This is a genomic window from Paenibacillus zeirhizosphaerae (assembly GCF_030705605.1).
GTDB classification, from domain to species: domain Bacteria; phylum Bacillota; class Bacilli; order Paenibacillales; family Paenibacillaceae; genus Paenibacillus; species Paenibacillus zeirhizosphaerae.
Map to the genome: position 1 here is coordinate 93,404 of NZ_JAPCKK010000017.1, position 24,130 is coordinate 117,533.

The 24,130-nt window shown below is 49.0% G+C and carries 21 protein-coding genes; 19 read left to right on the forward strand and 2 right to left on the reverse strand.

Annotated elements, in window-relative coordinates; genetic code table 11:
• Positions 1-110 precede the first annotated feature (110 nt).
• From OIN60_RS14805 to OIN60_RS14850, 10 genes are all read left to right on the forward strand, one after another.
• A complete protein-coding gene (locus OIN60_RS14805) occupies positions 111-1,106 on the forward strand; it encodes an ABC transporter permease (protein ID WP_305755648.1) in 996 nt (331 codons plus the stop codon).
• 13 nt (positions 1,107-1,119) lie between these two features.
• A complete protein-coding gene (locus tag OIN60_RS14810) occupies positions 1,120-2,025 on the forward strand; it encodes a carbohydrate ABC transporter permease (RefSeq protein WP_305755649.1) in 906 nt (301 codons plus the stop codon).
• 34 nt (positions 2,026-2,059) lie between these two features.
• Complete coding sequence (locus tag OIN60_RS14815; protein ID WP_305755650.1) at positions 2,060-3,733, forward strand: ABC transporter substrate-binding protein; 1,674 nt, start codon at positions 2,060-2,062, stop codon at positions 3,731-3,733.
• A gap of 479 nt (positions 3,734-4,212) precedes the next feature.
• The gene (locus OIN60_RS14820) at positions 4,213-4,485 is read left to right on the forward strand and encodes a hypothetical protein (protein ID WP_305755651.1); all 273 of its coding nucleotides are present in this window, start codon (positions 4,213-4,215) and stop codon (positions 4,483-4,485) included.
• A 326-nt stretch (positions 4,486-4,811) separates the two neighbouring features.
• Positions 4,812-5,813 (forward strand): ubiquinol oxidase subunit II, encoded by a 1,002-nt coding sequence (gene cyoA, locus OIN60_RS14825; RefSeq protein ID WP_305755652.1) that lies wholly within the window; start codon positions 4,812-4,814, stop codon positions 5,811-5,813.
• Between the two features lie 25 nt (positions 5,814-5,838).
• On the forward strand, positions 5,839-7,815 hold the full coding sequence (locus tag OIN60_RS14830; RefSeq protein ID WP_305755653.1) for a cbb3-type cytochrome c oxidase subunit I: 1,977 nt from the start codon (positions 5,839-5,841) through the stop codon (positions 7,813-7,815).
• Positions 7,815-8,420, forward strand: coding sequence for a cytochrome o ubiquinol oxidase subunit III (cyoC, locus tag OIN60_RS14835; protein WP_305755654.1), 606 nt, complete (start codon positions 7,815-7,817; stop codon positions 8,418-8,420). Before OIN60_RS14830 ends, cyoC begins: the two co-directional genes overlap by 1 nt.
• On the forward strand, positions 8,421-8,753 hold the full coding sequence (cyoD, locus tag OIN60_RS14840) for a cytochrome o ubiquinol oxidase subunit IV (RefSeq protein ID WP_305755655.1): 333 nt from the start codon (positions 8,421-8,423) through the stop codon (positions 8,751-8,753).
• 207 nt (positions 8,754-8,960) lie between these two features.
• On the forward strand, positions 8,961-9,980 hold the full coding sequence (locus OIN60_RS14845; protein ID WP_305755656.1) for a hypothetical protein: 1,020 nt from the start codon (positions 8,961-8,963) through the stop codon (positions 9,978-9,980).
• Positions 9,981-10,241: 261 nt separating this feature from the next.
• Positions 10,242-12,197 (forward strand): heavy metal translocating P-type ATPase, encoded by a 1,956-nt coding sequence (locus OIN60_RS14850; protein ID WP_305755725.1) that lies wholly within the window; start codon positions 10,242-10,244, stop codon positions 12,195-12,197.
• Between the two features lie 105 nt (positions 12,198-12,302).
• Here OIN60_RS14850 and OIN60_RS14855 read toward each other — a convergent pair whose 3' ends face one another.
• Positions 12,303-13,040, reverse strand: coding sequence for a ZIP family metal transporter (locus OIN60_RS14855; protein WP_305755657.1), 738 nt, complete (start codon positions 13,038-13,040; stop codon positions 12,303-12,305).
• A gap of 293 nt (positions 13,041-13,333) precedes the next feature.
• On the opposite strand from OIN60_RS14855, the gene trxB reads away from it, so the two are divergent.
• The 3 genes from trxB to OIN60_RS14870 all read left to right on the forward strand — a co-directional run bounded on the left by trxB (position 13,334) and on the right by OIN60_RS14870 (position 16,163).
• Entirely contained in the window at positions 13,334-14,275 is a 942-nt protein-coding gene (trxB, locus tag OIN60_RS14860; RefSeq protein WP_305755658.1) for a thioredoxin-disulfide reductase, read from the forward strand.
• A gap of 45 nt (positions 14,276-14,320) precedes the next feature.
• Positions 14,321-14,551, forward strand: coding sequence for a glutaredoxin family protein (locus tag OIN60_RS14865; RefSeq protein ID WP_305755659.1), 231 nt, complete (start codon positions 14,321-14,323; stop codon positions 14,549-14,551).
• Positions 14,552-14,747: 196 nt separating this feature from the next.
• Positions 14,748-16,163 carry a DNA-binding protein gene (locus tag OIN60_RS14870; RefSeq protein ID WP_305755660.1) on the forward strand — a complete coding sequence of 472 codons (1,416 nt, stop codon included), beginning with the start codon at positions 14,748-14,750 and terminating at the stop codon, positions 16,161-16,163.
• 161 nt (positions 16,164-16,324) lie between these two features.
• Here OIN60_RS14870 and OIN60_RS14875 read toward each other — a convergent pair whose 3' ends face one another.
• On the reverse strand, positions 16,325-17,497 hold the full coding sequence (locus OIN60_RS14875) for an ROK family transcriptional regulator (RefSeq protein WP_305755661.1): 1,173 nt from the start codon (positions 17,495-17,497) through the stop codon (positions 16,325-16,327).
• A 191-nt stretch (positions 17,498-17,688) separates the two neighbouring features.
• Here OIN60_RS14875 and xylA point away from each other — a divergent pair, with 191 nt between their 5' ends.
• The 6 genes from xylA to OIN60_RS14905 all read left to right on the forward strand — a co-directional run bounded on the left by xylA (position 17,689) and on the right by OIN60_RS14905 (position 24,125).
• A complete protein-coding gene (xylA, locus tag OIN60_RS14880) occupies positions 17,689-19,005 on the forward strand; it encodes a xylose isomerase (protein ID WP_305755662.1) in 1,317 nt (438 codons plus the stop codon).
• A 98-nt stretch (positions 19,006-19,103) separates the two neighbouring features.
• Complete coding sequence (gene xylB / locus OIN60_RS14885; protein ID WP_305755663.1) at positions 19,104-20,600, forward strand: xylulokinase; 1,497 nt, start codon at positions 19,104-19,106, stop codon at positions 20,598-20,600.
• Positions 20,601-20,919: 319 nt separating this feature from the next.
• Positions 20,920-21,900, forward strand: coding sequence for a transglutaminase domain-containing protein (locus tag OIN60_RS14890; protein WP_305755664.1), 981 nt, complete (start codon positions 20,920-20,922; stop codon positions 21,898-21,900).
• 386 nt (positions 21,901-22,286) lie between these two features.
• The gene (locus OIN60_RS14895; protein WP_305755665.1) at positions 22,287-22,877 is read left to right on the forward strand and encodes a TerD family protein; all 591 of its coding nucleotides are present in this window, start codon (positions 22,287-22,289) and stop codon (positions 22,875-22,877) included.
• 110 nt (positions 22,878-22,987) lie between these two features.
• On the forward strand, positions 22,988-23,434 hold the full coding sequence (locus tag OIN60_RS14900; RefSeq protein WP_370872502.1) for a tellurite resistance TerB family protein: 447 nt from the start codon (positions 22,988-22,990) through the stop codon (positions 23,432-23,434).
• A 112-nt stretch (positions 23,435-23,546) separates the two neighbouring features.
• Positions 23,547-24,125, forward strand: coding sequence for a TerD family protein (locus OIN60_RS14905; protein WP_305755667.1), 579 nt, complete (start codon positions 23,547-23,549; stop codon positions 24,123-24,125).
• The last annotated feature ends 5 nt before the right edge of the window (positions 24,126-24,130 follow it).

A 24,130-nucleotide genomic window follows, 5' to 3' on the forward strand; every position in this document is an offset into this window, starting at 1 on the left:
CGAGAGAGGGAATATCTAATTTTGACCGGATTTTTGCTCTAATAAAGCAGGTACAAAATTATAAATGTAAGCGGTATCATTTGAGTAGTATAAAAAGAAGGGGGACAGCTATGAACACGTTAACTCAACCCGCTCCACATAACAAGAGAGAGTCTGGTAACACCTCCAAGAACAAAGCCAAGTCCAAACGGCACAAGGCTGCTTTCTGGAGAACTGTTGTCCAGCAGAAGTATCTGTACCTGATGTCACTTCCTTTTGTCATATGGGTGTTTGTGTTCAGTTACCTTCCACTATGGGGATGGACGATGGCGTTTCAGGATTACAAGCCGGCTCGTTCATTCACCGAGCAGAAGTGGGTAGGCTTTAAGCATTTCGCAGAGCTTTTTCAGGACGAACGCTTTTACCTGGTGCTGCGGAACACGCTGGCCATGAGCGGACTCGGTATTATTTTTGGTTTTGCTGTGCCCATCCTGTTCGCCGTTCTGTTGAATGAGCTGAGGGGAATGGTGTTCAAACGCTTTGTGCAGACCGTCTCTTATCTTCCCCACTTTGTATCCTGGGTAGTAGTTGCAGGTATAGTGACCAAAATGCTGTCGATTGACGGCGGTGTTATCAATGACGTGCTCATGGGACTGCACTTGATTAATGAGCCGATTCAGTTCATGGCAAAGGGCAGTTGGTTCTGGTATATTGTAACCGCTTCCGATGTGTGGAAGGAAACCGGGTGGAACACGATTATCTACCTGGCGGCCATTACGGGCATCGACCAGGAGCAATATGAGGCGGCCCGGGTGGACGGAGCCAGCCGGATCCGGCAGATCTGGCATATTACACTGCCTGGTATCCGGTCCACCATTGCGGTGCTGTTCATTATGTCCATCGGTCACCTGATCAGCATCGGCTTTGAAAAACAATTTTTGCTGGGCAACAGCCTAGTCACGGATTACTCGGAGGTACTCGACCTGTACGCCCTGAATTATGGTCTGAATATGGGCAGGTTCTCCTACGGTACGGCTATCGGCATATTCAACTCGATTGTCAGCATTATTCTGCTGTTCGCGGCGAATGGTCTGTTCAAGAAATTTACGAAAGAAAGCATTATGTAGAGGAGGAGCAACGTTGACAAATAAAGCCTTTAACGCGACGAAATCGGAGAAGCTGTTTGATGTCTTCAATATTTTGTTCATGATGCTGGTGCTGGTCATTACGCTGTATCCTTTTCTTAACGTGCTTGCCATTTCACTGAACAACTCGATGGACACCGTCCGCGGCGGTATTTATATTTGGCCCCGTCAATTTACGCTGGAGAACTACAAGACCATTTTTCAGTATGAAGGACTTATCCAGGGGCTCCAAATTTCAATCCTGCGTACGCTGGTAGGGACGCTGCTTGGTTTACTCAGCGCATCGATGCTGGCGTACACCCTGAGCAGAGTGGATTTTCAAGGTCGAAGATTTATCTCTGTATTTCTGGCCTTGACTATGTACTTCTCCGGTGGCTTGATTCCGGTCTATATTCTGATGCGGGATCTGCACCTGATCGGCACCTTCTGGGTCTATGTTTTACCTGGGATTGTAAGCGCATTTAATGTGTTCGTCGTACGTTCGTTTATTGACGGTCTTCCCTATGCGCTGCAGGAATCGGCCAAGCTGGACGGAGCCAATGACTTTACGGTCTATTGGAGGATTATTCTTCCGCTCTGCAAGCCGGTGTTGGCTACAATCGCCCTTTTTCTGGCTGTCGGACAATGGAATGCATGGTTTGACACGTATTTGTACAACGGTTCAAAAGAACACCTGACCACGCTGCAGTATGAGCTGATGAAGGTGCTTCAGAGCACCCAGCAGGGTGGCAGCGGTGCGGTCAGAAACGCCAACGACATGGCTCAGCAAATGACACAGATTTCGCCGGAATCCATCAAGATGGCCATTACCATTGTTGTTACCGTGCCGATCCTGCTGGTGTATCCTTTTCTGCAAAAATATTTTGTCGGAGGCATGACGCTTGGTGCGGTCAAGTCCTGAAAGCATACTTTGATTTCTGGGAGGAACTAACATAATGCGACAAAAGCTTACCAAATTCGCGGTCGTTCCACTTTTGGCTCTTTCTTTGCTCGCAGGCTGTGGGGGCGGGGCAGAGCCGGATACATCCAGCAGTGGAACCGACCCAGTTACGTTTACCTTTTTCGGTGCCGACTCCAGCCCGCAGTGGAATAACATGAAGGATGAGGTCGGACAGGAAATCATTAAACGAACGGGGGTTACCCTTGATGCGGAATTTGCAATCAGCGACGGCGGTAAAGACCGTATTTCTCTCATGGCCGCCAGCGGCGAATATCCGGATCTGGTGTCGGCCAAAGCGGAAGTGGCCAAGCTGGTGGACGCCGGTGCTATGATCGATTTGACGGATCTGATCAATGAACACGCGCCGAATCTGAAGAAGCTGTATGGCCCCTACATGAACCGTTTGAAATACAGTCTTGAGGATCCCTCTATTTATGTGATTCCTTCCTATGCCGGAATTGATCAGACCTACTTTGATGCTTTAGGGGGATTCGAGATTCAGCACAGGGTGCTGAAGGAGCTCGGATATCCGGAGGTGAGGACACTCGAAGATTTTGAAAACGTCCTGAAAACCTATAAAGAGAAACACCCGACGATTGACGGACAGCCCACGATCCCGCTTACACTGGATGCGGATGACTGGAGAATCATGATTACGGTGACCAATCCGGCGTTTCTGGCGACAGGGGCCCCGGATGACGGGGAGTATTACATTGATCCTGAAACCCATGAGGCCAAGCTGCACTACAAGCGGCCGGAAGAAAAGGAATATTTCCGCTGGTTGAACAAATTGTACAACGAAGGATTGCTTGATAAGGAAAGCTTTGTCCAAAAAAGCGACCAGTACAAATCCAAAATCGCGAGCGGCCGGGTACTTGGCTTGATTGACCAGGAATGGGCTTACCAGGATGCGGAAAATGCATTGAAAACCGCAGGCAAAGCGGATGCTACGTATGCCCATTTCCCGGTCACTCTGTCCGAACAATATAAAGATCGCTCTTTCCAGGATACAGGTTTTACTTCAGGCTACGGTGTGGGCATCACGACCTCCTGCGAAGACCCGGTGCGGGCCATTAAATTCCTTGATTTCCTTGCTTCCGAAGAAGGTCAAGTGCTGCTCAATTGGGGGATCGAGGGCAAGCATTACGAGGTGAAGGACGGCAAGCGGGTCATCCCGGAGGATGTGCAGAACGAGAAGAACAACAATGCCACCAGCTTCCAAAAAAATACCGGCATCGATCTGTATACGTTGATGAGCGGGCATTACGGCGATGGAGTTAAAGATTCCACAGGCAATTACTATACAACCAAGTTTCCGGAGCAAATTATCGCATCCTATTCCGAGCCTGAGAAAGAAACGCTGAAAGCATATGGGGTCAACACCTGGAAGGAGCTGTTCCCGGCTAAGGAGGAATTTCCAGTCAAGCCGTGGGGAGCCGCCTACAATCTGACCGTTGAGACAGGCTCCAATTACCACGTTACCTTCGAAAAAACACAGGATATTATCCGCAAACGCATCCCGGAAGCCATCCTGAGCTCACCTGAAAGCTTTGATGCAGTATACGACGGGATGCTTGCAGAGCTTGACGCGGCAGGTGCGGTTAAAATGGAACAGGAGTACACGAAGCTGATCAAGGATCGAGTTCAATTGTGGAACGGTCACTCTTGACCGGTGGACTTCCTTAGTAATTCTTCTGATAAGGAATTTTTCTATTTTTCTTTCTTCGGGTAAAAAAGGCCGAGAATAGGGTGTACTAACTCCTATTCTCGGCCTTTTTTACTAATTCATGTAATCCAACAAGTTCCTTTTGATTTGGTGATTTCTTTGATTGGGAGAAGCACGGAGCAGCGGAGAGGACGAAGCAATTCCGGAAAAGCGGAGCGTTCGTCTTTACCCCCGAATTTCATCCTCTAAAAATAAAATAGAAATTCGGGGGTATCAGCGATTGAAGGAATGCTTCGTTCTCGGAGCGTCTCAGTATAGGAAAAAGCGGAGCCACCGATCAATGGACTTTTATGATCCATCCCTTTCTTTTGTTTAGTGAGGCTCGCTTTATGTTTAATAAGCGTTACATGGTTTCCATGCTTTTGCGGGATACTTATCAGGTATCGTCGATTTAGAAATGAGCTTCGGAAGGAGGGCTTGTTATGTCTTATAAAACTCAGCCGATTAATAAAGTGGAAACGAAGGACAAACGTATGAAGCAGTCCGTATCGGTCATGACTTCCTTTTTCTGGGTGGCATTAATCATAGGTTTGGTCACAATCATTGTCAACCTGAGCTTCTTTAGTGACCGCAACTTAGGGCTCATGATCGGTATCGGTTTTGTGGTCGGAAGTATATTTATTTACTTTTTGGGGAAATATATGGGTGCTGTGCGCAAAAGGGAAGAGCAGGAGGAAGGCAGCGACCTTCGCTAGAAGATAGAGGTATCCGTAAATTTGTTTTTCATGAATTTTGAAAAGATCTTCGGTGAGCGGAACCGCTGCGTCGGAGGTCTTTTTTAAGATTATAGAATGCATCAGTTTGCAGCAAAGCTGAGCTTTTTCATTACAGAATTTCAAACATAATCCAGAGGTAATTTGCAAGAGAAAAATATTTTTTTGAGATCAAATTCACAAAATCAAAAGAAATATCGACAAATTTGTTAACAACGCAAAAAAACGAGTGATTTTCTGCTATCTTATATAAGGACAGATTGTAATGGGTGCGTAGTTCGAGCACATTTTAAGGAGAGGGGAACATCATGAACAAAAAACCAAAAGCTATTATTGCATTGGTTTTGACCGTGCTCACGGTAGCCTTGATCATTTGGACGTGTTTTTTCTCGGGCGGAAGCTACTGGGTTTTCGATCCACAGGGACCAATTGGCCAAGCGCAAAAAGAGCTGATCATTATCACTACCGTTCTGGCTGCGGTAGTCATTCTCCCGGTTATGATCATGACCTTCGTGATTATCTGGCGCTACCGTGACAGACCGGACAGCAAGGCGAAATACAAGCCGCATTGGGATGACAGCGTGAAGCTGGAAACCATCTGGTGGGGGATTCCGATCATTGTTATTATCGTGATTGCAGTGATCACTGCAAGATATACGTACGATCTGGAGCCTTCCAAGCCTTTAGCTTCTGCAGAGAAGCCGATAACCATTCAGGTTACCTCCTTGGACTGGAAATGGTTGTTTATGTATCCCGATGAAGGCATTGCGACTGTGAACACACTGACTATTCCCGAGGATGTGCCGGTTCGTTTCGAATTGACATCCGATGCACCGATGAACTCCTTCTGGATTCCTCAGCTCGGCGGTCAGATCTATACGATGTCCGGCATGGCTATGACCCTGCATCTGCAGGCAGATCAGCAAGGGACTTATTACGGTTCCGGTGCCAACTTCAGCGGCGAGCATTTTGCGCAAATGAGATTTGACGTGAATGCTGTATCTCGCGAGCAATACGACCAATGGGTGAATGAAGCGAAGCAGGAGAACAACCCGCTTACGGAAGAAGGTTATGCTGCTCTCGCACAACCGGGCGTAGGACAGAAGTCAACTTATTCGGCATTCCCTGAAGGCTTGTTCCAAGAGATTGTTACGAAATACGTTGTAGAAGGTTCCGAAAACCCTCATGGAGGCCACGGAGCGCATGCACCGTCCGAAACGGATACTTCTTCTGAGGAAGCGTCGGTCGACACAGCGTCAGCTTCCGGCAGTGAAGAGGCCCAAGCAAGTCAATCTCATTCAGGACATTAAATGATCTCGGGAAAGGAGGCCCCCAATGCTTGATAGACTGATCGAGTTTGCACAATTCTTTTTCGTTACCGGCGATCCTCTGATTTACGGGGCGATGGTATCAATCGCACTTGCCACAATTGCGATTTTATTCGTGCTTACTTACTTTAAAAAATGGGGCTGGCTCTGGAAAAACTGGTTAACAACGGTTGACCATAAGAAAGTCGGTATAATGTACATCCTGGCATCGATTCTGATGCTGTTCCGCGGCGGTGTGGATGCCCTCATGATGCGTGCTCAAATCGCGCTTCCTGATATTCACTTCCTGCACCCCGAGCATTATAACCAGGTATTTACGACACATGGTACGATCATGATCCTCTTCATGGCGATGCCGTTGATGTTTGGTCTTTTCAATATCGCGGTTCCTCTGCAAATCGGGGCACGCGACGTTGCTTTTCCATTTCTGAACGCCCTCAGCTTCTGGCTGTTCTTTATGGGCGCCATGCTGTTCAACCTGTCCTTCATCATCGGCGGTTCGCCGGATGCGGGCTGGCTGAGCTATCCGCCTCTGTCGGAGCTGTCGCATAGTCCGGGCGTGGGACAGAACTTCTATATCTGGGGTATTCAGATCTCGGGTATCGGTTCCCTGGCAACAGGGATCAACTTTATTGTGACGATTATCAAAATGCGTGCTCCAGGCATGACCTGGATGAAAATGCCGATGTTCACATGGTCGGTTTTCGCATCTTGTGTCATTATCATTTTTGCATTCCCTATTCTGACGGTTACGCTTGCCTTACTGTTCCTGGACCGTTTCGGCGGCGGGCATTTCTTCACGCTTGATCTGGGCGGTAACCCGATGATGTATATCAACTTGATCTGGATGTGGGGTCACCCTGAGGTTTATATCGTGGTGCTTCCTGCTTTCGGTATTTATTCGGACGTTATCAGTACGTTTGCGAAAAAGAGACTTTTCGGTTACAAATCGATGGTGTTCGCGATGCTGATCATCAGCGTGCTGTCCTTCTTCACTTGGGCTCACCACTTCTTCACAATGGGCTCGGGCGCGGATGTGAACGCCTTCTTTGCGATAAGCACGATGGCGATCGCGATTCCGACAGGAGTTAAAGTATTTAACTGGCTGTTTACGATGTACCGCGGTAAGCTGAGCTTCCCGACACCAATGATGTGGGCGATCGCGTTCATCCCGAACTTCCTGATCGCAGGTCTGACAGGGGTTATGCTCGCTGTGGCACCAGCAGACTTCCAGTTCCATAACAGCTACTTCCTGATCGCTCACTTCCACTCCGCTCTGATCGGCGGTGTTGTGTTCGGTTATTTTGCAGGCCTGTATTACTGGTGGCCTAAAATGTTCGGCTTCACTTTGCCTGAAAATCTGGGCAAATGGGCGTTCTGGTTCTGGAATATCGGCTTCTATGTCTGCTTCCTGCCGCAATATTCGCTGGGTCTGATGGGCATGACCCGCCGGATCAGCACGTACGGCTGGGATACAGGCTGGGCCCCGCTCAACTTTGTGTCCACGATCGGTGCGTTCTTGATGGGGATTGCTTTCCTCTTCCAGGTTGCGCAAATCGGCGTTGGCATCAAGAATTACCGCAAGCTGAAGGCATCTGGCGATCCTTGGGATGCACGGACGCTGGAATGGTCCATCCCATCCCCTGCACCTGAGTATAACTTTGCTACCATTCCGCAGGTTACAGACCGCGACGACTGGTGGGAAGAGAAGGAACGCCGCAAACAGGGAATTTACAAGGAAGAACAGCCAATTGAACCGATCCATATGCCGAAAAACTCGGCCATTCCGTTCATTATGTCGGTATGCTGGTTTGTTGCGGGCTTCGGCTTCGTATTCGGCTGGTTGATCTTTATCATTCCAGGCTTGCTCGGTGTTGCGGCTTGTATGATCGCCCGCTCCTTCTACTCGTACGACGCGGATTACTACATCCCTGTGGATGAAGTTAAACGCACTGAAGCGGCTATAAGAGGAGGGTCGGTATAATGGCGCAAGCAACATCACATCATGGCCACGGCCATGACCATGGGCATCACGATCCTCAGGAACTGAAAATGCTCGGCTTCTGGATTTTCCTGGTTACCGACGTTATTTTGTTCAGTACGCTGTTCGCTACGTTCGCCGTGCTGCGGAATAATACGGCCGGAGGACCGGGACCGGAACTATTTAATATGACAGGTGTCATTCTCGAAACATTCCTCCTGCTCACGAGCAGTTTCACGAGCGGTCTGGCCGTACTGGCCATGAATAAAGGCAACCTGAAGCAGCTTCTCGCTTGGCTGGTTGTCACAGTATTGCTCGGCCTTGGCTTCCTGGGGCTTGAAATTTACGAGTTTGTTGAAATGGTTCATGAAGGGGCAACCTTCATGACCAGCGCTTATCTGTCTGCATTCTTTACCCTGGTAGGTACGCACGGTCTGCACGTTACCGTGGGGATCTGCTGGATGATTGGCCTTATGATTCAGTTGAAGCAGCGGGGCATTACCGATGTAACAAGAGGCAAAATCTCCGCGATCAGCTTGTATTGGCACTTTTTGGATGCCGTATGGATTTTCGTACTTTCGATTGTGTATCTGATGGGGGTGATGTAGATGGCACAGCACCACACTGGCGCCGAATCTCATGGGCATGAAGACCACGGCTCCGTGAAATCCTACGTTATCGGATTTATTCTGTCCATCGTTCTGACCATCATTCCGCTGGTTGTTGTTTTAAATGATATGATGGGCCGGACCGGAACCATGGTTATTATTCTGATTACCGCCGTCCTGCAATTTGTCGTACAGCTCTTCTTCTTCATGCATATCCGTGAGGGAAAAGGACCACGCTGGAATGTGATGACCTTGATTCTGGGCATTGTCATTCTCTTGACGATTGTGGGCGGATCGATCTGGATCATGACTTACAATGCGGTAGCTCATTAAGGTTTTTATGCATTCCTAAAGGGGCACCCCAAAGCGATTCTGCTGAGGGGTGCCCCTTTTTTTATATGGAAATCACCGGAGCGGATACGGGAGTATAAATGAATCGAAAGCTTAATACGCTATAGGAGAAAGGCCGCTTCATATATTAGTAAGCGCTTACCTATAACTCTCTTTATTAGTGAGCCGGATCGAAAGGAAGGTGTGTCCATGGAATACGATTTGGGTAAGGGAGAGATGGCAATAAGCAGTGAATCTGTGCCCTTGCTGGTGGAGCTTGCCCAGAGAGGCGTCATAAGCAAAACGGACGCATTGCTCCAGTATTTCCTGGAGGATGTGGTCCGGCAGCATGCAGGCAAAATCTTATTTCAAGCGTCTCATGAAAATACAGCGTTGGACACACTGTTGGGTTGGTGTGACGAATTTCGAGAGCGGCGGCTCCGGTTGAATGCCAATTGGAAAAGCAGGATGCTTTTGCAGAGGAGTAGGGCTGACGGGCTTTGTCTCTTCAATGGGGAGCTGCGACAGGAAGAAAAGATAGCCGGTGTGCTTGAGGCTTATACGTCGGCCAATGACCCGGAGGAGCAGCGTTTGTTGTCTGGGCGGATCATCAGCAGGCTTGAGCACATGTATGAGTATTGGTTTGAGTATATGAAAGGGCAACCGGTGACCGTGGCTCTGGCTTTTGAGTCAAGCGCATCTCCCTATAAGGATGCTTTTCTTGATCATCAGTTGGAAGCTGTCATGCGTGCGGCGCTTACGGCAATGGAGAACGGATGGGAGCCGAGGACCGAGATTGTGATCACGAATCCGGCAGAAGCGGCGGGGTTTAGAATGCTGCGCGAATGGATAGATACGGTGGCCGAGCAGACGCTTTGGGCTTATTTCCGCAGTGTGCCTTACCGCGTCGGCGCGCTGCTGTCTGCTGACAGGGCGTCATCTGCTGCTGCAGGCGAGCTCGCGTATCATACCGATTTGCTCTTTATTGATTACACACAAAGCTTTCCGGATCATGTTATAAAATATTTGCTTGAGCTCGAAGATATAATAACATCTGTACGCAGCATCAGGCCAGAGATGGAGGTATGGGTCATTTTCAGCCATATGGAAGATCATATGGAGTCCGTTTTTCAGGCTGGCGTTACGGGGATTGTCTGTCCTCCCTCCGAGGCGGCACTGTTTAAACTTAGAGATGCACAGAAGATACTGCGTCAGAATCATGATAAATGATTTAATGAAGGAATCTGCCCCGGGCAGGTTCCTTTTTTTATAGATAAATGCTGATTTTTCATTCTGCATATTTACATATTCCGGATGAAGAAGATATAATATAAATAAAGTTGTGTTAACGCAAAAGAATTGTATTATTGCAAAAATGATTATCATTCTCATTGATACATGCTGCTTCGCCTATATGGTGAAGCAGCATGTGTCATTTTTAGGGCATTAACAATGGATTTCATTCTCAATTAGAAAAGGGACGTGATGAAAATGCAGGCAATCAACAATGCTTTTCCCCAATCTGCCACAGCACTAAAGCCGAAAACAGGCAACCAGGGGCCGAGTCGCAAACGCCGGTTTCCGCTAGGCAGCATGCTTAAAAATAAAGAGATACAAACTGCGGCGGGAAGCGGTATTCTGATGCTGACAGCTTGGGGAGTATCCCATTGGTCAGAATGGTTGTCTATCGTGCTGTATGTTCTGTCCTATACGCTGGGCGGGTGGACCAAGGCGCGGGAAGGCATGGAGACACTGGTGAAAGAGCGTGATCTGGACGTCAATCTGCTTATGATTGCAGCGTCGCTCGGAGCCGCCGCAATCGGTTACTGGAATGAAGGAGCCATGCTGATCTTCATATTTGCGCTTAGCGGCGCGCTGGAGAGCTATACGAATGAGCGCAGCAGCAAGGATATCTCGGAGCTGATGGCGTTAAAACCCGAGACAGCCCTTCGCCTTAACGGTACTCATATGGAAAAAGTGAACATAGAGGAGTTAGTTCCGGGCGATCTGCTGATCGTCAAGCCGGGAGAATTGATTCCTGCTGACGGGTGCGTTACCAGGGGGTACTCTGCAGTCAATCAGGCTTCCATTACGGGGGAGTCGGTGCCTGTGGACAAAACGGCAGGAGATGAAGTCTACGCGGGTACTTTGAATGGAGAAGGTGTGCTGTACGTTGAGGTAACGAAAAATACCGAGGAAACGCTCTTCGCTAAAATGATCAGACTTGTTGAGGAAGCGCAGACGGTTGTCCCGGACTCACAGCGTTTTATCAAACGCTTCGAATCGATGTATGCACGGATTGTGGTAGTCGTTACCCTTCTGCTTATCGCTGGCGCTCCGCTGCTGCTGGGGTGGGGCTGGGAGCAAGCTTTCTATAAAGCGATGGTATTTCTGGTCGTAGCGTCTCCCTGTGCTTTGGTGTCCTCCATCATGCCGGCGGTACTGTCAACGATTTCTAACAGAGCACGCAAAGGGATTCTATTTAAGGGCGGAGCGCATGTTGAAAATATGGCTTTGGCATCCGTGGTGGCATTCGACAAGACCGGTACGCTGACCGTAGGTTCTCCGCTGATCACAGACTGGGTGACTGCCGAGGGCATTGATGCGGATGAGATGCTTTCAGCGGTTGCTGCTATTGAAGGGTTCTCCATGCACCCGCTGGCAAGGGCGGTAGTGAGCAAAGCGGCTGAACGGGGGCTTGTCCTACCGGAGGCATCAAATGTGCAATCGCTGACGGGCTGGGGCATGGAAGGAGAAGTCGATGGAGTACGTTGGAAAATCGGACGGACCGACATCCTTGACCGTGAGGAGACTGCTGCACAATGGAGAGAACTGCGCAATCAATTCGAGAAGGAAGGAAAGACGGTATCCGTCATTTTGCAGGAAGGACAGGTGGCAGGCCTGCTTGCTATGCGTGATGAGTTGCGTCCGCAGGCGCCCGAAGCGGTGCAGCGTCTGCGTAGTATGGGAATCAAGGTGGTCATGCTGACAGGGGACCGGCGTGAAACGGCATCGGTGATTGCAGCCAAAGCTGGGGTAGACCAGGTGTACGCGGGACTTACCCCCGAAGACAAGGTCAATCATGTCAGAGATTTGCGTGAGCGTTACGGGCATGTCGTCATGATCGGAGACGGGGTGAATGACGCACCAGCTCTTGGTGCGGCAACGGTAGGCTTGGGTATGGGAATGAACGGAAGCGGCGCGGCGCTTGAGGTGGCCGATGTGGTTCTCATGAATGACAGTATCGAAGAAATCGCGCCAACGATTGCGTTGGCCCGTAGGACTCAACGAATTATCAAGCAGAACATGATCTTTGCGATTACCGTTATTTTGCTGCTGATCGCGGGAAACTTTCTGGAGAACATTGCGCTCCCACTCGGGGTTGTAGGGCATGAAGGCAGCACACTGCTTGTAATCCTGAACGGGCTGCGTCTGCTTCGCTCCTGAATTTCCGCGTGAACACAACCGATGATCACGGCTGCTTGCAGCGCAAAAGGAGCGTCTCCGCCAAACTGTTCAGTCAGATGGCAGAGCCGCTCCTTTTTTAGTGAACTAAAACGATTCTGTCAAACCGATCATGGTAAGCAGGCCGAGCAAAAAGGATAAGGTTGCTGTACGCTGATTGCCGTCCCCGTGGCTTTCGGGAATCAATTCCTTGTAGACGATGAACATCATCGCACCTGCGGCAAAGGCTAGTCCGTAAGGCACTAGTCCGGAAACAAAGGAGCTCAGGTAGAATCCGAGCAAGCTGGTGACGATTTCGACCGCTCCTGTCAGTGTCGCAATGCCAAGCGCCTTGAGGCGTCCTATATTCTGGTTGACAAGAAACAGGGCAACGAGGAATCCTTCAGGAGCATTTTGCAAACCGATGGAGAAAGCAATCAGATTGCCCAGGCTCTGGTCTTCGCTTGCGTAGCTGACCCCTACCGATAACCCCTCGGGCAGATTGTGTAGCGTAATCGCCGTAACAATCAGAAATGCTCTGGCCTCGATGGGGAAAAGCGGGCTTTGATCGGAATTCTCCAAGTCAATATGAGGGATGTTCATTTCCAGCACAAGCAGTACGAGCGCGCCCAGCAGCAGCCCGGCAGTCAGCACAAAGAGGTTGGATTGGCCCAACGCTTCGGGGATCAGATTATACATGGAGGCCGAGGTCATGATGCCGGCTGCGTACGCAAGCAGGATATCGCGAAGTCGGTGGGTTACATTTTTTCTCATAAATAGAATCGGCATAGCGCCGATTCCGGTAGACATAGCAGAAATAAAACTGCCGATCAATACGTCGTTCATTGCCGTTAATTCCTCCACTTGTGAACAGCCTTCATTCATGAAAACTTCATTTGACTCTTTTCAGGCAGTACAGCATAATGAAATTAATTTAGAATCATTATAAGTGTATGTGTTCCGCAGGGTTTAGCGCTTAAGATCAAGCTTGAGGCGGCGGATATTCCGACTTTTTTTAAATGTATGCCTTTGTCTGGACAGTTGATGCCAAGCCTGATCTCATTATTTTGTATGAATGCCAAAAAAGCAACTCTTATCCTGCATCAGAAACGATAGTTGAATCCTGGAGGTTGAATATTATGTATAAATCCATTATTGTCGGAACCGGTCCTGCCGGACTTACAGCGGCCATCTATCTGGCAAGAGCCAATATGAGCCCGCTTATCATCGAAGGTCCACAGCCTGGAGGTCAGCTTACAACAACAACCGAAGTTGAGAACTTTCCTGGCTTTGCTGAAGGAATCATGGGACCTGAACTGATGGATAATATGCGCAAGCAAGCTGAACGCTTCGGCGCGGAATTTCGGACTGGCTGGGTCAACAGCGTAGATACCAGCAGCCGCCCATTTAAGCTTGAGGTGGATGGAATCGGTGAGCTTGTTACCGAAACGCTGATCATTTCTACAGGCGCTACGGCTAAATACCTGGGGATTCCGGGAGAGCAGGATAACGTTGGACGGGGCGTGAGCACTTGTGCTACATGTGACGGTTTCTTCTTCCGCAATAAGGAGATCATTGTGGTTGGAGGTGGAGACTCGGCTCTCGAAGAAGCGAACTTCCTGACCCGCTTTGCTTCGAAGGTGACCCTGGTACACCGCCGTGAGGAGCTTCGTGCCTCCAAGATTATGCAGGATCGTGCTCGCGGAAATGAAAAAATTGAATGGGCTCTGGACCGTACTCCGCTGGAAGTGGTTGCTTCCGAACAAGGAGTTACCGGGCTGAAAGTGCGAAACAACGCAACTGGCGAAGAAGAGCTGATCGAAGCGAGCGGTGTGTTTGTCGCCATCGGGCATCACCCGAATACAGGCTTCTTGAACGGACAGATCACAACGGATGCGAATGGTTACATCGTAACGACTCCGGGCACCTCCGAGACCAATATCGCTGGTATTTTTGCCTGTGGAGATGTACAGGATACACGTTACAAACAGGCTATTACGGCTGCAGGCAGCGGATGTATGGCCGCGATGGATGCGGAAAAGTTCATCGAAAGTCTGGAACACAGCTCGGTTGCGCTGTAAAATAGTAAGTGTACGCTGTATATAATCTAATTGAGGTGATTGAACATGGAAAAAGCGATCGTGTATACATCTACAAATTGCCCGCATTGCAAACAGGTGAAAAGCTACCTGACAGAACAGGGGATAGAATTCGAAGAGCGCAACATTGAAACGAATGATGCCTATGCGCAGGAAGTATGGGATATGGGCGTCCGCGCAGTTCCGCTGACACTGATTGGTGATGCACGTATTTCGGGCATGAACAAAACACAATTTGCCAAAGTTTTGAATAAATAAGCTCCTGTAAAAGGTATCCATCAGATAAATAATAGAAGCCAATGCCTTAAATAAGGTAGTGGCTTCTTTTGGTTTATTTGAGGCAAATCGATTGACCACTGTAAAAATTAAACATATACTCTTGGTATATTCAATTATGGTTTGCAAATTAGGGGTGTCATCGATAGCGATTGTTCAGCCTACAGGGGGTGTTAACTTGGAGCATAACACCACGATTCGTACACAACTTGAAGAGCATATTAGACGTGAAAGACAGACACTTCAGAGCTTTGCAGATGCATCCGGTGTTAACAGAGGGACGCTCAGCGGCATCATTAACGGGAATCCTCCGAGACTGATTTCGCCTGGCCAGCTTGATCTCATCACCGCAGGGATGGGCTTGCCTGAGGGAGCCCTGTATGAAATGTACGCGGATGAATGCTTCCGCGAGACGGCCGCCCACTGGAGGCGTCTTCGTCCGTTTTTGCTTCGCTGTGCGCAGTTAAAGAAGCTTATCTGTATCAACAAGGTGTTGGATCGCCTGGCGGATAATTTATCGCATATCCCTGACATTTTCGATACGGCAGAAATCATGTACGAAGAGAACTGGCATGAAGCGGCTTTGCTTCTATACGAACGTGTAATTGAGAGCGAAAAGTACAGTCATTCCGAACGGCTTGCTATCAGTCATCTCCGTCTTTTTCAAATCCACGAAAAGGATGAGCGCAGGAATCTAGAAGCTGCACTGCGTTTTCATTCATATCGCTGGCGTCTCCCTGAGGCCTTGAGTCTTGACGGGCTGCATATGCTTGCTGAATTTTTTGCGGTCAAAAAGCAATGGGATAAGGTGGAGTTTTATGCGGATGAGCTGCGTGAACTGACCGACGGACTATGCCGGACGCGCCAACGTGACTGGGACACGGACAGCTATACGCTTCGGCGCCCGCTGGTGTTTTATTACGGTAAAAGCCGCCTTCTCAAAGCCAGTGCTTATGAATTTACGGGAAAGTATGAAGAATCCAAGCGGTTTATTGCCGAGTATGCGGAGCTGGGCTGGTTCCGTGATCTGGATGAGACAGGGCAGCATTATGTGGAGCTTTTCCGGCTGTTCGCCAAGGCTAATACGATGTGTGTAGACGTTAAAATGGGAAGTAAGCGGGCAGTTGCACCCTACGTGGAATTGCTGCTGGAGCAGCCTGAGGAGATTCTTGAGGGAGTAAACACGTTATTGGAATCTGCTAATAAGTATGGTTACTTTATCGATGCAGAGCTGGGTCTCTTCGCCGACCAACTTAACTACTACAGTACCACGGACCCCGGCCAATGGGAGAACCAATACAAAGAAGAGTTTAATGTTGATCGACTTGCTACATATTACAGACATCTTGCCGTTTATTATTTCAGAAAAGAGCGTTTTGAGGAAGGAATCAAAAAAATTCTGGACAGCTTCCATCTTTCAGTTCAAATGAGTCAGCAGGACAATATAATTAAATGTATGACTTTATTTGAACAATACCGCAATTATGCTACGGTTCGGCTGCAGTATCTGTATGCCTATATTTGCGGAAAGGTGGTTAGTGATGAGGTTCAGGAAAACAGTCATCATGCTGTCAGTCCAGGCGTTTACGGTTAGCCTTTCGATGGCCGAAAGTATTGAATATTGGGGCCATGGGATAGGTTTGAATTGATATATGTCGGCATCGTCATCTTTCTGCTGGAGGTGGCGCTATACCCGGCCTGTGCTAACAGCCCCGCTGCGGATGCTCGGGGCTGTTAGCCTATCTTGTACACTCGTTACACAGACACACGGACATGCCCCAGATAAGCGGAGATCGCAGAATAGGCGGAGCCGAGCAGGGTGGAGCGACTGCCCAGTTGCGAGAAACGGACATTGAGCTCTCTCCTGTGGTACGGGAGCGTGCGCTCCGCGACCTTGCTTTGCAGCGACGGCTCAAGCCAGCGCCTTGCTTCGGACAGATGCCCTCCGATGATGACAAGCTCCGGGTTAAAGCTGTTGACGATATTGGTAATGCCAATGCCGAGATACGTACCGATTTCTTCATACAAGCTGTGGACTGCTCCGTCTCCTTGACGGGCAAGCTCAAGTAACTGCGTTGTGCTGTGGGATGGCAGGCGGTAAGCCGCATGGTCGTAGGCTCGTTCGGAAGCGTAGAGCTCCCAGCACCCCCGGCTGCCGCAGGAGCAGTGAAGTCCGTCCCAGTTGATGGACATATGCCCGGTCTCGCCCGCATAGCCCCTTGAGCCTTTGTACGGCTTGCCGTCCATGATGATGCCGGATCCGATCCCTGAACCCACACTGATATAGACGAGATGGCGTGGCCTTTCCTGGTCATCGCCGGTCATGCCGTAATGGAGCTCGCCCAGTGCACCGGCATTCGCCTCATTGTCCAGCGCAACAGGCATGCCGAATTCACTCTCAAGCGGCTGTCGCAGCTCTGCGTTGTCCCAGCCAAGGTTGGGAGCGAACAGAACGGTGCCTTTGGCATCGACCATCCCCGGCACACCAATGCCGATGCCGACGATACCATGAGGGGAGGGAGGGGCTGCCTGAATAAGCTGGCTGATCATATCTCGCATCCTCTCAAGCACGAACGCAACATCCGTAGCCTCCAGCGCAGAACTCCGCTCCTCCACGATGTGACCTCCCAGGTCGGTTAAAATTCCTTTTACATAACTGACACTTAACTCCAATCCGACGGCATAACCGGCTGTGCGGTTAAACAGCAGCATCAGCGGCTTTCTTCCTCCGCTTGATTCCCCTAGCCCCGTTTCGCGGACCAATTGGTCAGTCATTAATTCGGAGACCAGATTGGATACCGTGGCTTTGTTCAGGCCGGTGCGTGTGGACACCTGTGCGCGGGATAGCGGGGCATGGAGCCGGATTGTATCGAGCACAATCGATCTGTTCAGCTTTTTGACGAGCGCCTGATCACCTGTGACGTTCATGGAACCCACTTCCTATTCTCGGTCGAGTAGTCTTTGGAGCCGTGCTCCGCATCTGAGTATTATCTTAAAAAAAATACTTTGTTTAGGCAATAGACAAAGTTCTGCGGACTGTGTTAGTATAGCGGTGTAAACGAATTCCGAAAGAAATGAGATCGGATTGGACCTAATATTATACTGGGAGGCGTAATCAAATGGCTTACTTTGAAAGCGTTTCAAAAATTAGTTATGAAGGCAACAACTCTACGAATCCGTATGCGTTCAAATGGTATAACCCGGATGAGGTTGTCGCCGGGAAAACAATGGCGGAGCATTTTAAATTTAGTATGGCTTATTGGCATACATTAACTGCTGGCGGATCTGACCCGTTCGGTGTGAATACGGCTGTCCGGGCATGGGATCACCTTAATGGCCTGGATCTGGCCAAAGCGCGTGTGGAGGCGGCCTTCGAACTGATGGATAAGCTGAACCTTCCCTATTTTGCGTTTCATGATGTAGATATTGCTCCGGAAGGCTCCAGTCTGAAGGAGTTCTATGCGAACCTGGACACGATTGTGGACCTGATTGAGGAACAGATGAAAGCGACGGGCAAAAAGCTGCTCTGGAATACGGCCAATATGTTTACGAATCCGCGTTATATGCACGGAGCCGCGACGACCTGCAATGCCGATGTCTACGCACATGCTGCTGCCCAAATCAAGAAAGGGCTGGAGATCGGCAAACGCCTCGGTGGTGAAAACTATGTGTTCTGGGGCGGCCGTGAAGGCTATGAAACTTTGCTCAATACGGACATGCAGTTGGAGCAGGATAACCTGGCGCGCATGTTCCAAATGGCCATCGACTATGCCCGTGAAATCGGCTTTGAGGCCCAATTCCTGATCGAACCGAAACCCAAAGAGCCGACGAAGCACCAGTATGACTTCGATGCAGCCACGACGATCGCTTTCCTGCAGAAATACGGTTTGGATAAGCACTTCAAGCTCAATCTGGAGGCGAACCATGCAACGCTGGCCGGGCATACGTTTAATCATGAGCTGCGTGTGGCCCGCATGAATGGCATGCTCGGATCGCTGGATGCGAACCAAGGCGATATGCTGATTGGTTGGGATACGGATGAGTTTCCGGTCGATATTTACGATGCCACTCTTACGATGTACGAAGTGCTGCAAAACGGCGGACTTGGCAAAGGGGGCGTGAACTTTGACGCGAAGGTCAGACGCGCCTCCTTTGAGCCGGAGGATCTGTTCCTGGCGCATATTGCCGGTATGGACACGTATGCCAAGGGGCTCAAGGTAGCGGCAAAGTTGATCGAAGACCGCGTATTTGAGGATTTCATCGACAAACGTTACAGCAGCTTTAAAGAAGGCATCGGACAGGAGATTGTAGCGGGTAAGGCTACCCTCGCTTCTCTTGCAGAGTATGCGTTGAATAACGATACGCCACGCAAAAACGAATCCGGACGCCAGGAATGGCTGAAGGCGACGCTTAACCAGTACATTTTGGCTGAATAAAAGCCTGTGCTTGTCGATTGGATAAAGCATAATCTTACCGCTGGCGGGGCGTCAGCGGTAAGTGTGTCTCATACGAGTAACCGTAAGGGGATGTGAATATGGAGCGTTATGTGATTGGGGTCGATCTGGGGACCAGCGCAGTGAAGACGGTACTGGTTACCCGTGAAGGAAAGGTAGCTTTTGAAGCATCGGAGTCTTATCCGCTGCATCAGCCCAAGCCGGGGTACAGTGAGCAGGACCCGGAGGATTGGGTTGAGGGCACCGTAGCTTCGCTGCGCAAGCTGGTTGCAGAGGCTGGTATTCAGACTGATCGTGTGGATGGAATCAGCTTTTCCGGTCAGATGCATGGGCTTGTGCTTACAGATGCAATGGGTCAGGTGCTGAGAAGAGCTATACTATGGAATGATACCCGCACGACAGAGCAGTGTCGCAGAATCGAGGCTACTCTTGGACCAAAGCTGCTGGATATTGCTCGTAACCGCGCGCTGGAAGGCTTCACGCTGCCCAAGCTTTTGTGGGTGCAGGAGCATGAGCCTGAACTGCTGAAGCAGGCGGCACATTTTATGCTGCCGAAGGACTATGTACGCTACAGGCTAACGGGGGAGCTGGCATCAGAGTATTCCGACGCGGCGGGAACGCTGCTGCTTGACGTGACGGGAAAGAACTGGAGCGAAGAGATAGCGGCAGCGTTTGATCTGCCGCTATCGCTGTGTCCCCCGCTGGTGGAATCCTTCGATCAGACCGGAGGTCTCCTGCCGGAAATGGCTGCACGGACAGGGCTTGCCGAAGGAACGCCTATATACGCAGGTGGAGCGGACAACGCATGCGGTGCAATCGGTGCCGGTATTCTGAGCGAGGGCCAGACCATGTGCAGCATTGGCACGTCCGGTGTCGTGCTGTCTTATGAGGAACGCAAGAACCTGGACATCGAAGGCAGAGCGCACTTTTTCAATCATGGTGAGAAGGATGCCTACTATATTATGGGGGTTACGCTGGCGGCGGGCTATAGCCTCACATGGTTCAGGGAGACGTTTGCTTCAGGCCAGCCGTTCGAGGAACTGCTGGCGCAAGCAGAGGGTGTCCGGCCCGGCAGCGGAGGTCTGCTTTTTACCCCTTATATCGTAGGGGAGCGTACACCTCATCCGGATTCGCAAATCCGCGGAAGCTTTATCGGTATGGACGCGAGCCATAAGCTGCCTCATTTTACACGTGCTGTGCTGGAGGGGATTACTTTCTCGTTGAGAGAATCCATCGATATTTTATGGAGCACCGGCAAGGAGGTAACCGAAGTCGTCTCGATCGGCGGCGGAGCCCGCAGCGAGCTCTGGCTGCAAATGCAGGCGGATGTATTTAACGCCACTGTGATTAAGCTGGAAAGCGAACAGGGACCCGCATTGGGAGCTGCTATGCTGGCGGCATATGGATGTGGGTGGTTTGATTCTCTCCAGTCCTGTGCGCAAGTGTTCATCCGGCCGGCCAAGCGGTATATTCCGAGCGAGGAGGCTGTTCGGCAGTACGAAGGCCTATTCAGCTTATATCGTGAGGTATATCATGCAACACGCAGTTTAAATGACCAATTGTCCGAATACAGATAGGTACTAAGAAATAGAAAAACAGAAGACTCCGGCTCCACTTCGACAGTGGTGCTGGAGTCTTTTTTTGTCTGAATCTTGGGACTGAAATGTTTCGCTTCATTCTTTTGTGACAGCCTTATTCGAAGAAAATCGGCAAAATTCGTAAAAAAATGAAAGATATTTGTATAGCCTTAAATTTTTTTATGGTAAAATGGTTGTAATTTCCTGTAGGAATTTTGTTCTATTATAGGTACAGAGGAGGATAGATTGAAATCGGATAGCGAATTGTATCGATTATCTAGCCTTGTTCATAAATTGCTAAGAAAGGCAGGAGCTCCTCATGAAGAAGATCATTGGCTCCAAAGTGTCCAAGCTGCTGGTTGCAGGTTCTCTTCTCACGATTATGGTTCCGCAGGCTATGGATTGGAATCACATGTATGCTGCGGAATCCACTACGCCCCCTACTGTATCGGCTGATCAGCTCCGGCAAAAGCTGGCTGATGCGATGCTAACCAGAGACGAAGCGATATCTTTTACGTACACAGGCAATGTGAAGGAGCTCAAAAGCAAGCTTCAGACCGCAATTGATGAAGCCATGAAAATTGACCCTTATATTAACTATACGATCAAGAGCTATGAGTTCAGTTATAAAGGGACTGTAACCTCCGCTGATGTAACCGTAAAACTGAACTACCGGGAGACCAAGGAGCAGACAGCTTATGTGGATAGTGCGGTAAAAACGGCGCTTGCCCAAATGATAACCCCAGGCATGACCAACCATGAAAAGGCTAAGGTCATACATGACTGGATTGTGAAACGGCTGAAGTACGATGAAACCCTGCAGAAATACACGGCCTATGACGGACTTAGTACAGGCAGTACAGTTTGTCAGGGTTACGCCCTGCTGGCGTATAAAATGCTCAAGCAGGCGGGAATCACCAATCAGATTATAGAAGGCAGAGCAGGCGGACAGCTTCATGCCTGGAATTTGGTGCAACTGGACGGGAATTGGTACCATATGGATACCACCTGGGACGATCCGACGCCGGACCGCCCGAATGAAGTGAGCACCGCGTATTATATGCTGACAGATACGGAAATCCGGCAGGATCACACCTGGACGAAGCAATATCCGGCTGCCAGCACGTCCTATCGCGGCACACTGAACAGTCTGATCGCAAAAGGCGGAGCTGCCGCCAAGACGTATAAGCAACTTTACCAATCCCTTGAATATAGTTTAACCCAGAACGGGAATACGCTAAGCTCTGCCACTGACATTAAGACATTAGCCAGCAAAGCGATGAAGGGTGGTTCGCGCTGAAAATATTCCGGCCGCAGATATACTGCGGCTTTTTTGCTGCTGTTATGAAAATCATACAAGCAGTCCGTTGTTCTGCTGGAGACGGGCTGTTTTTGTTTTTTTATAGTCTCAAGGTCATGATCTGTTTTTCCTAAGTTTAATTCCTTGATTTATAGAGTCCTCCTTTTTAAGCAGGAGAAATTACATTTTTTCAGAGAAAAATCAGACATTTTGCAGAATATTAAGGTATAATTGAGATAAGAATCCAATAGGCGCAAAAATATTATGCAAATGGAACTATATATTTTTCCGCTCATAGTAAAAATGTGAGTTCCATGCATCTAGCTTTTTTGGGTTTTTAGTACTATATTCGAATTGGGAGAAAACTCCCGGGGAGGGTATCAGCTTTGGGGATTACTTTGGTTAAAGGGCAGAAGATTGATTTAACAAAGGGAAGCTCCGGTCTCTCATTTCTTACGGTAGGTTTGGGATGGGACCCAGTTCAGGAAAAAGGCTTTTTTGGGAGAAAGAGAGGTGTGAATATTGATTGTGACGCCTCCGCTATTCTGTTGAATGGACAAGGAAAGCTTGTTAAAGATTCCAACCTGGTTTGTTTCTATAACCAAGTTAGCGGATGCGGCTCTGTCAGACACTCTGGTGACAACTTAACCGGTGATGGCGATGGAGATGACGAACAAATTATGATCGATTTGAAAAAGGTCCCGGCTGATGTCGAGAAGATTTTGATGGTCGTGAATATCTATCAGTGCGTAGAACGTGGCCAGGATTTTGGGATGATTAATTCAGCTTATATTCGGGTTGTGAATTCGCAGAATAATCAGGAGCTTGTCCGCTTTAATCTTACGGATAACTATGGCGGTTATACAGCTCTGCTGGCTGGGGAAATCTATCGTCAAGGCGGCGAGTGGAAGTTTAACGCTGTAGGCGAGGGTGCTTACGCTGCCCATATCGATATTTTGGCGGAGCGTTTCCAATAATTCGTAAATTTCAGTATTACATAGGGAACAACCAGCGGATTTCAGCTTGATTTCGAATGATTCACTTAAGTGAATGACAACAATTGGAGGTTGACCATATGTCGGGTACTTTGAACACTTTTCAAGGATGGCTGTCTCGTACAAAAGGAACCCTTTCAGAAAATGTGAGAAAGTTTAAAAACAAGGATTTACTTGAAGCGATTGTTGCAGGATGTGCCGTTGTATCAGTGGCGGATGGAACAATTGATGCTTCAGAAAAGCAAAAGATGGCTGGGTATTTGGGTCGAAGTGAGGAACTAAAGGTTTTTAACATGAGCGAAGTGATCGAGCGCTTCAATCATTATGCTGGTAATATGGATTTTGATGTGATGGTTGGTAAACAGGAAGCACTGAGAGTCATTGCTAAATTCAAATCGAAACCTGAAGTTGGAAGAATCATTGTAGGAGTATGCTGCGCAGTTGGAGCGGCTGATGGTAGCTTTGATGATTTAGAAAAACAATCCGTTAGAGAGATTTGCGGGGTGCTGCATATAGCCCCAGGCGACTTTGGTCTTTGATAGACCGGGAGAAAGCTATTGTTATGGCGACGAGTGGAAGTTTAACACTATAGGGAATGTTTCTAATAATTCATTAAACAATCAATTAAAACTACAAAAGGGGAAATTAGACATGGCTATCAGTTTATCTAAAGGACAAAAAATCGATCTGACAAAAACAAATCCAGGGCTTGCGAAAGTGGTAGTAGGCTTGGGCTGGGATACCAATAAATACGACGGTGGTGCTGATTTTGACCTGGATGCATCTGTATTTTGCTTAAATGGAGCTGGAAAAGCTCAGACAGAATCAGACTTCATCTTCTACAATAATCCTCAAAACGCAAACGGATCTGTTGTACATACCGGTGATAACCGTACAGGTGCAGGTGACGGAGATGACGAGCAAATCAAGGTGGATTTGGCAGCCGTTCCTGCAGATATTGAGAAGGTTTCTTTCTGTATCACGATTCATGAGGGTGCCGAACGTAACCAAAACTTTGGACAAGTATCCAACGCTTTTGCACGAATTATAAATGAAGCAACTGGCGAAGAACTGATCCGTTACGATCTTGGCGAAGATTTCTCTGTAGAAACGGCGATCGTTGTTGGCGAATTGTACCGTCATAGCGGCGAATGGAAATTCAGCGCTGTCGGCAGCGGCTATCAAGACGGTCTGGCTGGATTGATTCGTGATTTTGGACTTTCTTCCTGAGAAAA